This is a genomic window from Enterococcus sp. 9E7_DIV0242, assembly GCF_002140975.2.
In the GTDB taxonomy this organism is placed as follows: Bacteria; Bacillota; Bacilli; order Lactobacillales; family Enterococcaceae; genus Enterococcus_L; species Enterococcus_L clewellii.
This window is the reverse complement of the sequence record NZ_CP147247.1, coordinates 1071876-1084918: the sequence shown is the minus strand read 5'-3', so window position 1 is coordinate 1084918 and position 13043 is coordinate 1071876. Positions and strand designations below refer to the sequence as shown.

At 39.0% G+C, this 13043-nt stretch carries 14 protein-coding genes and 1 tRNA gene; 9 read left to right on the top strand and 6 right to left on the bottom strand.

What is annotated here, in order from left to right:
• Nucleotides 1–3 precede the first annotated feature (3 nt).
• Together A5888_RS05110 and A5888_RS05105 are read left to right on the top strand one after the other, a co-directional pair.
• On the top strand, nt 4–168 hold the full coding sequence (locus A5888_RS05110; protein ID WP_170924708.1) for a hypothetical protein: 165 nt from the start codon (nt 4–6) through the stop codon (nt 166–168).
• A 243-nt stretch (nt 169–411) separates the two neighbouring features.
• On the top strand, nt 412–984 hold the full coding sequence (locus tag A5888_RS05105) for a GNAT family N-acetyltransferase (protein ID WP_086348119.1): 573 nt from the start codon (nt 412–414) through the stop codon (nt 982–984).
• Nucleotides 985–1112: 128 nt separating this feature from the next.
• Here the strand turns inward: A5888_RS05105 and A5888_RS05100 are convergent, their stop codons facing one another.
• Nucleotides 1113–1676 carry a YdeI/OmpD-associated family protein gene (locus tag A5888_RS05100; protein WP_086348118.1) on the bottom strand — a complete coding sequence of 188 codons (564 nt, stop codon included), beginning with the start codon at nt 1674–1676 and terminating at the stop codon, nt 1113–1115.
• Nucleotides 1677–1837: 161 nt separating this feature from the next.
• The gene (locus A5888_RS05095) at nt 1838–2776 is read right to left on the bottom strand and encodes a helix-turn-helix transcriptional regulator (RefSeq protein WP_086348117.1); all 939 of its coding nucleotides are present in this window, start codon (nt 2774–2776) and stop codon (nt 1838–1840) included.
• Between the two features lie 163 nt (nt 2777–2939).
• On the opposite strand from A5888_RS05095, the gene A5888_RS05090 reads away from it, so the two are divergent.
• From A5888_RS05090 to A5888_RS05080, 3 genes are all read left to right on the top strand, one after another.
• Entirely contained in the window at nt 2940–3362 is a 423-nt protein-coding gene (locus tag A5888_RS05090; RefSeq protein WP_086348116.1) for a pyridoxamine 5'-phosphate oxidase family protein, read from the top strand.
• A gap of 8 nt (nt 3363–3370) precedes the next feature.
• Nucleotides 3371–3778: an EVE domain-containing protein gene (locus A5888_RS05085; RefSeq protein ID WP_086348115.1), complete on the top strand. Its 408-nt coding sequence runs from the start codon at nt 3371–3373 to the stop codon at nt 3776–3778.
• Between the two features lie 133 nt (nt 3779–3911).
• The gene (locus A5888_RS05080) at nt 3912–4646 is read left to right on the top strand and encodes a metallophosphoesterase (RefSeq protein WP_086348114.1); all 735 of its coding nucleotides are present in this window, start codon (nt 3912–3914) and stop codon (nt 4644–4646) included.
• A 489-nt stretch (nt 4647–5135) separates the two neighbouring features.
• Here A5888_RS05080 and A5888_RS05075 read toward each other — a convergent pair whose 3' ends face one another.
• Nucleotides 5136–5429, bottom strand: a complete 294-nt coding sequence (locus A5888_RS05075; RefSeq protein ID WP_249274418.1) for a hypothetical protein — start codon at nt 5427–5429, stop codon at nt 5136–5138.
• Between the two features lie 379 nt (nt 5430–5808).
• Here A5888_RS05075 and A5888_RS05070 point away from each other — a divergent pair, with 379 nt between their 5' ends.
• Complete coding sequence (locus A5888_RS05070) at nt 5809–8001, top strand: Tex family protein (protein ID WP_086348113.1); 2193 nt, start codon at nt 5809–5811, stop codon at nt 7999–8001.
• A 1-nt stretch (nt 8002) separates the two neighbouring features.
• On the top strand, nt 8003–8485 hold the full coding sequence (locus A5888_RS05065) for a SprT family protein (RefSeq protein WP_086348112.1): 483 nt from the start codon (nt 8003–8005) through the stop codon (nt 8483–8485).
• 41 nt (nt 8486–8526) lie between these two features.
• Here A5888_RS05065 and A5888_RS05060 read toward each other — a convergent pair whose 3' ends face one another.
• The 3 genes from A5888_RS05060 to A5888_RS05050 form a co-directional block, all read right to left on the bottom strand.
• Entirely contained in the window at nt 8527–9453 is a 927-nt protein-coding gene (locus A5888_RS05060; RefSeq protein WP_249274417.1) for an oligosaccharide biosynthesis protein Alg14, read from the bottom strand.
• A gap of 190 nt (nt 9454–9643) precedes the next feature.
• The gene (locus A5888_RS05055; RefSeq protein WP_170924707.1) at nt 9644–10117 is read right to left on the bottom strand and encodes a GNAT family N-acetyltransferase; all 474 of its coding nucleotides are present in this window, start codon (nt 10115–10117) and stop codon (nt 9644–9646) included.
• Nucleotides 10118–10617: 500 nt separating this feature from the next.
• The gene (locus A5888_RS05050) at nt 10618–11466 is read right to left on the bottom strand and encodes a MerR family transcriptional regulator (protein ID WP_086348110.1); all 849 of its coding nucleotides are present in this window, start codon (nt 11464–11466) and stop codon (nt 10618–10620) included.
• Nucleotides 11467–11663: 197 nt separating this feature from the next.
• Here A5888_RS05050 and A5888_RS05045 point away from each other — a divergent pair, with 197 nt between their 5' ends.
• Nucleotides 11664–12605: a sugar-binding transcriptional regulator gene (locus A5888_RS05045; protein WP_086348109.1), complete on the top strand. Its 942-nt coding sequence runs from the start codon at nt 11664–11666 to the stop codon at nt 12603–12605.
• Nucleotides 12606–12850: 245 nt separating this feature from the next.
• Nucleotides 12851–12921: transfer RNA gene (locus tag A5888_RS05040), tRNA-Cys, on the top strand.
• Nucleotides 12922–13043: the final 122 nt, after the last annotated feature.

Genomic DNA, 13043 nt, shown 5'->3' with positions numbered 1-13043 from the left:
AATATGAAAGAAATTATTGAAAACTCAAAAAAAGTAATCAAAGAAACGAGTACACTTTCCAGATTGGAATTGGAAAAGAAAAAGATAGAATTTGATGCCAAAGCAAAACTATTTGCAGAGACCTTTGGCTTAGCCGCTCAACAAAACAGTTATTCTGGCTACTATTAAAGGATGAATAACTATCAAAGAATTACCGAAGTAAGTTACGTCAATAAAGAGAAAGCATTGTAGCGGATAGGCAGTATCCAGCAGTGCTTTTTTGATATAATGAATGAAAAGAAGAGAAACAAAATATTTCCTGTCTCGAGGATCGGAATAACATGAAATATGTAAGAGCAGAAGTTTGTTGTCGAATGAGCTGTTCGGATCCATGTTCGAGGTCATATGTTGGTAAATGAAAGGAGAGAAAAAATGATAAAGGGAAAGAGGATCAGACTGGTTCCAGCAACCTTGGCAGATAGGCAGGACGTCTATGACTGGTGTTTTCAATCGGAAACAACAAGGGCTCATTCCGGGCCACCGGATTATCCTGAAAAAACAATAGCAACCTATGAAGAATTTTGCGCAGAATATTACGAAGAGTATTATTTTACTGGTGAGAAGCCTAACGAAGGCAGAGGCTACATGATTATAGCTCAAGGTGTACCTGTCGGATTTATCAGTTATTCTGCGTTTCATTTGAAGCCCTCATTTGCAGAGCTGGATATTTGGATGAATAGTGAGGCCAATTGTGGAAAGGGCTACGGTACGGAGGCGTTGATGTTGCTTGGTGAATACTTGAATGAAACATTGAGTATTAAAAAGCTGATTATTGCACCGTCAGCTAAAAATAAGAGGGCCATCCGTTCTTATGAAAAAGCTGGATTTAAACAGTCCGAGAAAGCAATGTTTGAGTTTTTGCTACCGGATTTTGTTTCACTATATGGAAGTGGGGATTATGGGGAGGAAAACACTGCTGTAATGACAAAACAGTTGGGGCTGTGAGATAGACTGTTTTGAGCACGGAACCATCTAACAAAAAAGAACGGAGCTTCGCAGTAGGATTGAGCTGACCTTTAAAAGTCAGACTCTTTTGTCACTGGAGAAGCGTCGTTCTTTTTTCTCTATAAAGGTTACATTGGTTTTAGATTCTTTTCCAAACGATCGATCATCCAAGTCAGACGTTTTGCTCGACCAGCATCTGTTTTCGCATCAAGATAGGCTCGAGTATAGGTTTTTCTGACAGAGGGAGACATGGCTTGAAAATTGGTATGTGCTAGCTCATTTTCCAAAAGCAGGTCAGCTACAGTGGCAATCTGCTCATTAGTAATATCTGAGGGCTTGGTCGCATTATCCCATTGCCCATTTTTCTTTGCTTCGGTTACCTTTGCTCGACCTAAATCGGTCATTTGTCCATTTTTTTCCAGCTTCTCAACAAGCGATTTGTTTTTCACAGACCATTTGCTGTCTTTTCTTCGAGCAGCGAAATATTTGATGTACGAATGCTCGTCGACCTTTTTCATCAACCCATCAATCCAGCCAAAGCAAAGCGCTTCTTCTAAAGCTTCTCCGGCTTTGAGCGTTACAACTTCCTTGGATTTTCCAAATAACAACCAAACACCTTCACTGGTTTGGCTATTGTCGGCCAGCCAGCTTCTAAACGCTTCTCGTGTTCCAAATTGTAATGGTTCTCTCATATCTTTCCCTCCTTAAATGTCAACCATCTGTTTTTTCTTGCTAACTCCTATTCATTTATTATACGAATAATTAAACTGAAAATATAGAGGAGATTTTTACATGAAGAAAAAATCAACCAATCAGTCGTTAAACTGGAAGCTGATTTTCGAGTCTCAGTATCCTATACTTCGTAAAAATCTAGCATTTCTTTCAATCTTTTGACCAGCTCTTCGCGGATAGTGTCAGGTGCCAAGCATTTGCAGCGAGTGCCAAATCCCAAAAGAAGATGATAGCCAAATTCATCAGGAATGAAGTAAGGAAATTCAACAAGGTAACGATCCGAATGTTTTTGTGGAATAAACGCTAAATCATTGAACCGCTCAGATAGCTGATCCTTCACAGAGTAATCGACTTCCAATGACAGGGTGATAAATGCTGTTCTCCCACTGGTATCTCTCCCAAAAGTAACTGGAGGAGGTGTTCGTTGGTCAGAGAGGTGATTGGTTTGTTGGATGTTCTTCATTCTGGATATTTTGAAAATCCGGAATTCTTGTTTTTCTAAACAAAAGGCTTGGGTATACCAGCTGCTTTCCTTTAAAATCAGCCGATAGGGTTCGATCACTCGACTGGAATATTGGCCCGCTCGATTTTCATAGTCGATAGACAAAGCATTTTGATTATCAAGTGCCTGTTGGATCAAGTCGATAGAAGCACCAGCTTGTCCGTTTTGAATCCAAGGAGAGAGATCAATGATCAGTTGATCCGTTTTTAATGCGACTTCTTTTTCCATTTTCTTTGGAACTAGAGCTTTCAACTTTTCTATAGTGTATGCAGTTTGCTTGCTGTTCATGTGCTTATGCATGCTGTTAAGACTGGTCAAAAGAGAAATTAAATCAGAGGTTGTGAAGAACCGTTGATCGATTTTATAATTTTCCATGATTCGAATACCGCCTTTACTTCCGGGAAAGGCAACAACCGGAATCCCCGCCTGACTCAGCGACTCGATATCTCTGTAAATGGTGCGAACAGAGACTTCAAATAGTTCAGCGAGTTTAGGTGCGCTGATTTGTTCTTGTTCTAAAAGCATCATCGTGATAGCCAATAGCCGTTCACTTTTCATCTAGGTTCTCCTTTCGTGTAGTGGTCTTATTATGTAATGAAACGATTTATCCTAAAAAATGATATTTCTTTATTAAAAGCATAGAACCCTGACAAATAGTTGTCAAGGTTCTTTTGATAAGATTATCTTGTAACAGGCAATTACATTAGTAGGAGGAATAAGAATGAATGCAGAAAATATGTTTAAAGAAATGATGGCCCAGCAACAGGAAATCGCGTTAGCAACAAGTGTAGAGGGACAGCCAAATGTAAGGATTGTCAACTTCCTTTATGACCCAGAACGAAAGGTTGTTTACTTTTCAACCTTCAAAGGAAATGAAAAGGTAGCGGAGCTTCAAAAAAATCCAAAAGTCTCGTTTACTACCGTAATCAAAGGGGATGAAAGTGACCATGTTCGTGTGTTGAAAGGGATCGCTAAGCCGAGTGAGCAATCTTTACAGGATCTGGCTGAAGCATGGGTCGCTAAAATGCCGTTTTATGCAGAAATCATTGAATCTGGTGCCGAACAATTACAGGTTTATGAGATTGGTTTTGATCAGGCGACAGTAATTTCCGGTATGACTTTTAGAGAAAATGTTGCAGTGTAGAGAATGAAATGAACTATTGGATAGGTGTTGCCTCAAAGGAACATGTAGAAATAGGTATTGTTGGTGGGTTTGCCCAGCTCTGCCATGGAAAAGGTGCACCGTTAAATAGAATGAAGGCGGGAGATTGGTTGATTTATTACGCGCCTAAAAAGAAATTGAAAACCAATGAACGTTATCAGAAATTTATGGCAGTTGGTCAGGTATTGACTGGTGAGGCTTATCCAGTTGAGATGTTTCCCGGATTTATCCCGTATAGAAAGAATATCGCTTTTCTAGATGTCACTTGCCCACTTTCTTTGGATTCTATTAATAGATTTCCAATTTGGCAGGAATATCGCTCAAAGCTTCGGTTTGGCCATTTTGAAATTCCAGAGGAACTTTTTGAGCTTATTGCTTTTCCTATGATCGAGAACTAACAGTATCAGGTGCATTTGTATTCGGTAAAAACTGAAACGAATGTGCCTGTTTTATTTATTCATCATTTATTTTTTTTTCAAAAGTGAGGTATACTGATAGCAATAGAAGCTGGAAAGAATAGAGGTGTTTTAAATGAAAGAATACGTTTATGCCATCAGTGATATCCATGGAGAATATGAGCTGTTTCAGCAGTTAGTTGATTTTTATGATGAGACAAAACATCAACTGGTTTTGATTGGTGATTTGAACGATCGAGGGAAAAAGAGCAAGGACTGCTTTTTACTTGGCAAGAAACTAGCTGAAGAACATGGGGCAATTTATCTTCGCGGAAACCATGAAGAATATTTTCTACAGTTCTTACAAAATCCTGAGGACTGGTATCCGGGCTATGTTAGAAACGGTGGCAAAGAAACGATGGAGAGCCTGCTTCACAAAGGTGCAACAGAAGAGTATTCGCCAACAGAAATCGCCATGATGATTCGCAGTCGTTATTCTGAATTAGTGGAATTTCTGGTTCAACGCCCGCTATATTATGAATGGGAAGACTATATCTTCGTGCATGCTGGGGTGGATTTACTGAAAAAGGATTGGCATGATACGAGTCCACATGATTTTATCTGGATTAGAGACGCGTTCCATCAAGGAAAGAATAATACGGGAAAAACAATCGTTTTCGGTCATACAATCACACCGATGTTGCATGGTGATATGCAAACAACGGACCTGTGGTTATCGGATGGTAAGATCGGCATTGATGGCGGTGCAGTTTTTGGTGGTTCTGTTCATGGCGTTATCTTCGATAAGACAGGAATTGTACAGGATATTGAATACCAGAATATGAATGGACCTTGGCAACCGGATTTTTAAGTCTTTGAATCGTGCGATTTCGATCAAAAGGCTGAGCTTAATAACAAAGGTATATTCAAACGGGAACTTAGTAACTCACAACAGGTTAGAAAAAAAGAAAGCTTGGAAAGCTACGACATCAGATTGCGTCGTTGTTTTCCAAGCTTTTTATATAGCGATATGTGCGTTTTCATAATCAAATGACTATTTTATTAATAAATGACTTTCTACGATAGCACCTATAAGAAGGAAGATTAATGCAAGAAGTAAAATCTTCATTTCAGAAGAAGAGTAGCTTATTTTTCTAAAAGACCGTACTTCAGTCTTTTTCCCTGTGGTTAAAAGAAGTCCTTTATCTATTGTAGCACTGTTTATTAGAATCAACGCTGAAAATTCCCATAATGCAGAATATTGGGTCACTCTAAAAAGATCTAATAATTTTTGTGATAGAGCAGCATTATCTCTAACTATCCCAAACGAGTTAGACCCTAAAGTCAATCCAAAAATTGTTCATAGTACAAAAAGAACAAGGAAGCCAGAACCCGTATACTCTTGTTCGGATGTCTTCCTTTTTGAAAATAGGTTAGCAACAACTATTGCTAAAACAGACAGCAAATTAAACAGAAAAATCTGCAGCGTACTGAAAAAAATATCTGAAGAAAAAGTGATGTTTCCGCCAGTATTGTAAGCTCTTAAGAAGCCCTCAGGTAAAAGAAATTGACCGATTAAGAGAGCAGTGAAGAACGTGAGATAGAAAACAGCAGCAGATTGAATGAATCGTTTTAGAAGTGTTGAATTGTTCATAAAAGTGTCCCCTAACATAAATTGTAGGTTAAAGTATACCATACTCAGAATACAGAAAAAATGAACCTGAAAATTAGTTCTCAGCATAAGGGTTAGTTAAAAAATGTTTGCACGAAAAAAAGTATATATCTAACTCACTTTTGTGATGGTGTGTACTATAAAATTCCTCCTATAATTGCTACTACATGTATCAGTCATGATCTAAAAATTCAGACGTAGTTTCCAAGTTTGCTACCTGTTATTTCAATCGCATATCATAGGTTTAGCAATAATTTAGAGTGTCCCTTTGTAGTTTTTCCAAACTTCCTTATTTTGCTTTTCTAAAAAAGAGCAGACTGTGCTAAAATGGACAGGTATGCTAAAGAAAGAGGTTGAAAAAATGGCTGAGATTTATAATCAGGAAGTAGTGAATCTGCTTCAAAAAGAATTAACTGGGTATCGCCCGAATCAGATTACAACAGTATTGACGCTTTTAGGCGAAGGGAATACTGTTCCTTTTATCGCACGATATCGGAAAGAAATGACCGGTAGTCTGGATGAGGTGCAAATCAGAGAAATCGAAGAACGCTATACCTATCTGGGCAACCTTGAAAAACGAAAAGAAGAAGTTCAACGTCTAATTGCTGAACAAGGAAAACTGACAGATGAATTGAAAAAGGATATTTTGTCTGCGACCAAAATGCAGCAGGTGGAAGATCTGTATCGACCATATAAGCAAAAACGACGGACGAAAGCAACGATTGCCAAAGAGAAGGGGCTGGAACCATTAGCGGACTGGCTGGCTGAACTACCTGAAAAAGGCGATGTGTTGGCTGAGGCCAAAACGTATATAAATGATGAAAAAGAAGTAGCTTCAGCAGAAGAAGCATTGCTGGGGGCACATGAAATTCTGGCGGAGCGAATCAGTGATGACGCGAAATTCCGTAAATGGATCAGAGATTACACCTTTAATAAAGGCCAATATGTCAGCAGTGTAAAAAATGCGGAGAAAGACGAAAAAGAAGTTTATGGCATGTACTATGACTTTTCAGAGCCTGTCGGTAAGATGGTTTCCCACCGCGTGCTAGCAACGAATCGAGGAGAGAAAGAAGACATTTTGAAAATCTCTTTATTGGTTGATGAGCAGAAAATCCAAGAGTATTTTAACAGACAGCTGATTGGCAAAAAACAACACTCCATTTCTGTTTCTTACATTGAAGCAGCGTATCAAGATAGCTATAAGCGATTCATAGGACCGGCAATCGAGCGCGAAATCCGCAATGAGCTGACGGAGCAGGCAGATGAGCAGGCAATAAAAATATTTGGTGAAAACTTGCGTAACTTATTATTACAACCACCTTTGAAAGGAAAAGTTGTGTTGGGCTTTGACCCGGCGTACCGTACAGGTTGTAAATTGGCCATCGTCGATCCAACTGGAAAAGTATTGGCAATCCAAGTGATTTATCCGCATAAGCCAGCTTCCGGAGAAAAGAGAGCGGCAGCGGGACCGGCATTACGCAAGCTGATCGAGCAGTATGGTGTAGAGATGGTTGCGATTGGAAATGGCACGGCGAGTCGTGAATCTGAGCAGTTTGTTTCTGAGCAGTTGAAGCAGCTATCACAGGAAGTATTTTACGTGATTGTTAATGAAGCGGGGGCTTCCGTTTACTCTGCCAGTGAGGTAGCACGAACAGAATTTCCGAATCTTCAAGTTGAAGAGCGAAGCGCAGTCAGCATTGCTCGTAGACTGCAAGACCCATTAGCTGAGTTAGTTAAAATCGATCCAAAGGCTGTCGGAGTAGGCCAGTATCAGCATGATGTGTCCCAGAAGAGACTAGCTGAGCAGCTAAGCTTTGTTGTGGAAACGGCAGTAAACCAAGTCGGCGTGGATGTGAATACAGCGAGTCCACAGCTATTGCAATATATCTCTGGATTGAACAAAACAACTGCCCATAATCTTGTTGCTTATCGAGATGAAAATGGTGAGTTCACTGCACGAAACCAAATCAAGAAGGTTCCCCGCTTAGGACCGAAAGCTTATGAGCAAGCAATTGGCTTCTTGCGTATTCCAGATGGAAAAAATGTATTGGATAATACAGGTATCCATCCGGAAAGCTATGATACGGCAAAAGCTGTTTTAGAAAAAGCGGATGTCGCCTTGAAAGAGCTGGGAACTGCTGAAACAACAGAGAAAATCAAAGCCTTGAAGCTGACAGAACTGAAAGAAGAATTGTCTGTCGGCACAGAGACATTAAAAGACATTCTATCTTCTTTGGCTCAGCCGGGAAGAGATATGCGAGATGAGATGTCTGCACCACTTTTACGAAAAGACGTCCTTTCTATGGAGGATTTAAAACCAGGAATGGAGCTTCAAGGAACAATTCGTAATGTTATTGACTTTGGTGCGTTTGTAGATATCGGCGTAAAACAGGACGGTCTGGTGCATATATCTAAATTGAGCAATCGCTTTGTCAAGCATCCAACAGATGTTGTGGCAGTTGGTGATGTAGTCACTGTTTGGGTAGAAGCCATCGACTTGAAAAAAGGACGAATCAGTTTGACTATGCTTCCAACTGTGAAAGAGAAGAAATAGCATGTCTGTTTCAATAACAGCTGCTGATCTACTTTCAGAGAAACAGCTGCAGCTATTGGTAGAAGATATCTCTCTACGTTTTTTTGGGAAGCCATTTCTTCATCGAGCCTATTATAATGCTCGGCTAAAAACGACAGGCGGGCGCTATCACCTTGGTAGTCATGATATCGATTTTAATCCAAAGGTCGTTGAAAAGTATGGCTTGGATGAACTGATTGGTGTGATCAAACATGAGCTATGTCACTATCATCTTCATTTGGAGAAGAGGGGCTATCAGCATAAAGACAAAGAGTTTAAGCAATTGTTAGCTCAAACTGGCGGCAGTCGCTATGTTCAACCGTTAATAGACAAGGAAACATCTTATCATTCTTACCAATGTCAGAGCTGTGGTTCAATGATCAGAAGAAAACGACGAATCAATGTTAGCCGTTATGTCTGCGGTAGCTGCCGTGGCAAGCTGAAGCTGGTCACGGAAAAGAAATGAAAAATGAACGTTGCCATTTTCGGCAACGTTCATTTTTTGTGTTAAGCAGAGAATAGTCTGTCGCTTGTGTAATCATGATTGAAAATCTGAGAGCGATATTCCTGATCGCCAAAAGAGCTCGCATCATCTGCAAAGAATCGCTTCATCCATTGGTCTTCACTATAGAACGCCAGTAAATCGTCCATTGTATCTTGATAGGGTGAATTTAGAAATTCAGGAAGGCGAGCAAAATCTTCTTCACCGATAATAAAAATATTCTCCGGATTATAAAAATGATAGTGACGGATTTTTTTGTTTGTTGTTACTAATTTTTTCTTAAAGAAAAGAGATTCAAGGGAACGCAGTGTAATGCCGGTTTGCCCCGGACGCATGATTTCCAAGATTCCTTTACTTTCAGCGACATAACTCAAATAGTCTTTATAGGACAAATAGCCTTTTTGATCATTGCCTCGACCATTTAGAATAAAGTAATGCGTATCAAGCTTTAGGTAATTAAAAATCATCAAAAGCGATTGAGCCATTTCTTTTCGACCGTTATCCGAAGCACCGAAGAAGAGGTCTCGTTTGATTTCTTTATCAGGAAGCAACATTTGTCTGGAATAAAACGTTGAATTATGATTTAAGTGGAATTCCTGTGCCTCCAAAGGATCGAAGGTATAGTAAGCATCGATATATGATTCAGCCTGCGTTCTGTACAACAGTTGGATTTTTTCTTTGGTCATGTGGTTCCAGAAAAAAAGAACCAGCTTTGCTTGTGTGTAGGGACGAATGACTTCAGCCATTTTCGGTTCAAAGCCATAATCAAGGAAAACAATCAGAGAATACTGAGCCAATTTTTCTTCCCAGTTTGTTTTATCCCAAGGAGCGCGAAGCAGTTGGTGACCAGCAATAACATCGATATCAGACAACGTATCAAAGAAATACAAATGCTCATCTTTAGCAACTAGTAGCGTCGTTCGATTGTTCATGATTCTTTCCTCGCTTTCCATAAGATAATAGTTTTGACTATAGTACCACGATCAAAAAAAATAAAAACTTATTTTGCTTGAAAATAATTGCACAAACTTTCAGAAAATTCATTCTATTTATTGACTACATAAAAAAATCAGGAGCAAGCACATGAGTTTAATGCGGCTCCTGAAATTATTAAGGGGTTAATCATCTTAACGCTTTTTCTAAAATATAATTTGTTTCTCGCTCTTTATAAGTGGCATAACCGTTTTTACGATAGAGTTTCTGGGCAAGTGAATTATGCTTGAACACACCCAAGCGAATAGCAGTCGCCCCTTTCGACTGTGCAATTGACTCAATTTGGTTTAATGCACTAGAGCCGAAACCTTGACCTTGGCATTCTGGGTAAACCAGAAAGTCGCCAATAAATGCTATCCCATTCTCCATCAATATCCAAATAATCCCCACAGTTTTCTTTTCAGCAACTAAATTGAAAACAAACGTATGCTCTGTATGGTACCCTTCTTTAAATATATCTTCTTTGTATTCCCACATAGCAAAATCATTTGCTTCCTTTTCTGTGGGAAAACGCTTGCTGTTTATAAGCTCTTTGGTGTAGCTATCAATAGCAGCATCAATATAACTGAGAAACTCTATCTCAGACATTTCTACTAATTTCATGACTCCTCCTACTAAATAATGGAATAGGGCCATCTCTGCGAAGCGATGAGCATAACCATTAATTTTGTTATCTGTATATAAGCAGTGCGGTATGGTACTTACTCCAACCTTCGAATTAAATCTAAAAACGGTTCGATGAGTCTGGAAAGAGAGAAAAGAAATAGACGTATTATCCCAAGAAAAGTGGTGATGACTAAAACTATTATGAACAAACAAAGAGTAGTGAATAACGTCTTTCATTCAGTTTTCTCTCATTTTTGGCTAAGAGAACCAACAACATACTATGATGGTGAAATTAGAACAGCCAAAGGGAAAATACCATATACAACAACTCGCTTACATTATGAATATATCTTATCATAAAAAATTTATGGTTTAGAGAAGAAATGTGAAAAGAGTTTATTTTAACTGTAAAGGCAGCTATGACATAAGTATGCCTCAGCCTTTAAACACTAGATAAACAGTGATCCGGATGTAGCTACATCCGGATCAAGCTCCGTTTATCCGTCTGTAATCGGAATCTGCAGTTCGGTGACAGGTGTTGCTTGATCAGCTAAAGGATCTGTTTCCACTCGATGATAAATTTCTCTGATAGGTCCATTTACTTCATAATGATTTGTTTTGAGCCAAACCATCATCTTGTCAAAGGTATCCCCAATCTCAGACAACGAGCCGTGATGAATAGCACTGACCACTGTTTGCCCAGGTAATGTAATCATTTGAAGAGGCTCTGAGTGTTTAAGCGGTATCGGTTTTATGACAGGCTCAATAATTTCAAGGTCGATTAACGAGCTGGATGGGTCAAAGAAAAGTCCTTCAAAGTAGCGAGTCATACAAGGTGTTGTCAACGAAATGTTATATTTTTGAATTTTCTCCTCAAGCTCCTGCCAAATTTCTTCACAAAATGCATCGAAGGTTTGATTAGGATCATTTTTCTTGTAGCTGCGTCGTATACTGACACCATGAATAGGTTCAATCTGTTTAATGATGATTTCATTCATTAGTGGGATTCCTCCGTTCTTCAATAAAAATAAATCGGTTTGTATTCTTTGGATGCGGTTTCTTCGATCAATTACTTCATCTTCGAGTAGCGCGATATTCTCTTCAAGCATCTGAGACAGATAAGTGATATCTGGTTGCTTCGAAAGTATTGCTTTAATCGCATCTAACTTGATCCCAGAATCTCTAAGAGTCAAAATTTTATTCAACTCAGACAGTTGTTCAGCTGTATAATCACGATACCCATTTTGGTCATTTTTTTCAGCTGGTGAAAAGAGAGCGAGCTTGTCATAATAATGAAGCGTACTGACAGGGACACCGCTGATTTTTGAAAATTGCGCAATATTCATAAAAAGGCTCCTTTAGTTACGTATCAATTGATATCCTCATAATAAACTATTAAGTAGCTTCAAAGTAAAGTATTTTCGGAAAAAATTTTGCACCATTGAATCGTTGACGACTATAAAAATAAAGTACAAATGATATTCTTCTTTCACGAATGTGAATAGTATGATATAGTTTGTTCAGATAACAAAGGAGCCTAATTATGGATGAAGAAAAATTATTGATAAGAATTGCTGAGATGTATTATCAGGAAGATAAAAATCAAAGCCAGATCGCCAAAGAGCTGAATATCCATCGTACAACAATCAGCCGTTTACTGAAGCGTTCCAGAGAGGAAGGCGTGGTTCAGATCACGATCAATTATGATAAATCGGCTAGCTATTCGTTGGAGCAAACCTTAGAACAACGATTTGGTTTAGAAAAAGCCGTGGTTATTCCAGTTGCCTCTGAACTGAGTCGACAGCAGAAGGAACATTTTCTTGGAAAAGCTGCGGGTGATTACTTTCTAAACTATGTACAAGATGGAATGAAAGTTGGTTTTTCCTGGGGACATGCGTTAGCGGCGATGGTGGAAGAAATGAGCACAAAGGAATTGAAAAATGTTCTTTGCTTGCCAATGATAGGCGGACCGTCCGGTAAGTTAGCCAGTGAATATCATGTGAATACGATTGCTTATGCCGCTTCCAAAAAGCTTAGCTGTGCCGCTCTTATGATCGATTCGCCGGCAATCACAGAAACCGCTGAGTTACGAACTGCTTTGATGAAAAATTCGTTTAATCAGGAACTCTCCAAGCTTTGGCAAGAACTGGAGATTGCTGTGTTTGGTATTGGAAGTCCTAGCTTAAGTGCCAATGATGTTTGGCAGGGGTTTTATGGGGAAGAGGCGAAAGATTTAGAGACGAAAGGGATTGTTGGAGATGTGCTCTCTCGATTTTTCGATAAGGAAGGTGTTGCAGTAAAAAGCACTCTGGATGATCGAATCATTGGCTTGTCGATGGAGCAGTTAAAGAGAGTTCCTCAGCGAATAGGCATTGCTGAGTCAAAGGAAAAAGTTCGGAGTATTCATGCCGCATTAAAAGGGGAAATATTGACAACCTTGGTTACTACCGAAGAAACCGCTCGTGAGATCCTTTCGTTGGATTGAGCACGCAGAAAAAGCTGTTCATTCTTTTTTATCGAAAAGCGTTATATAAAAGTCTGGAAATCCAGGCTTTTTTGTCGTTTGACCCAAGATTCAAATGCTCTGAAAGGCAAATCAAAAATCATATTCGAATGTTTTCCGAATTTTCTTGCATGCATTACCTGATAATATAAAGAAGTAGTAAGCGAGTTATAATAGAATTCAGTAGTAGAAATACACGGGCTGTTTTCTATGAGATTCTAAAAAATGGCGGTATAGCCAAGTGGTAAGGCAGAGGTCTGCAAAACCTTTAGCATCGGTTCAAATCCGGTTACCGCCTTTGATTATTTCAATAAAAATAGGAAGTACACATAATTTTTTATCCTCTAGTTGATTTGTACAGATTGTATAGATCAACTAGAGGTTTTTAACGTTTGTGATTATAATTAAACAAATGTGCAG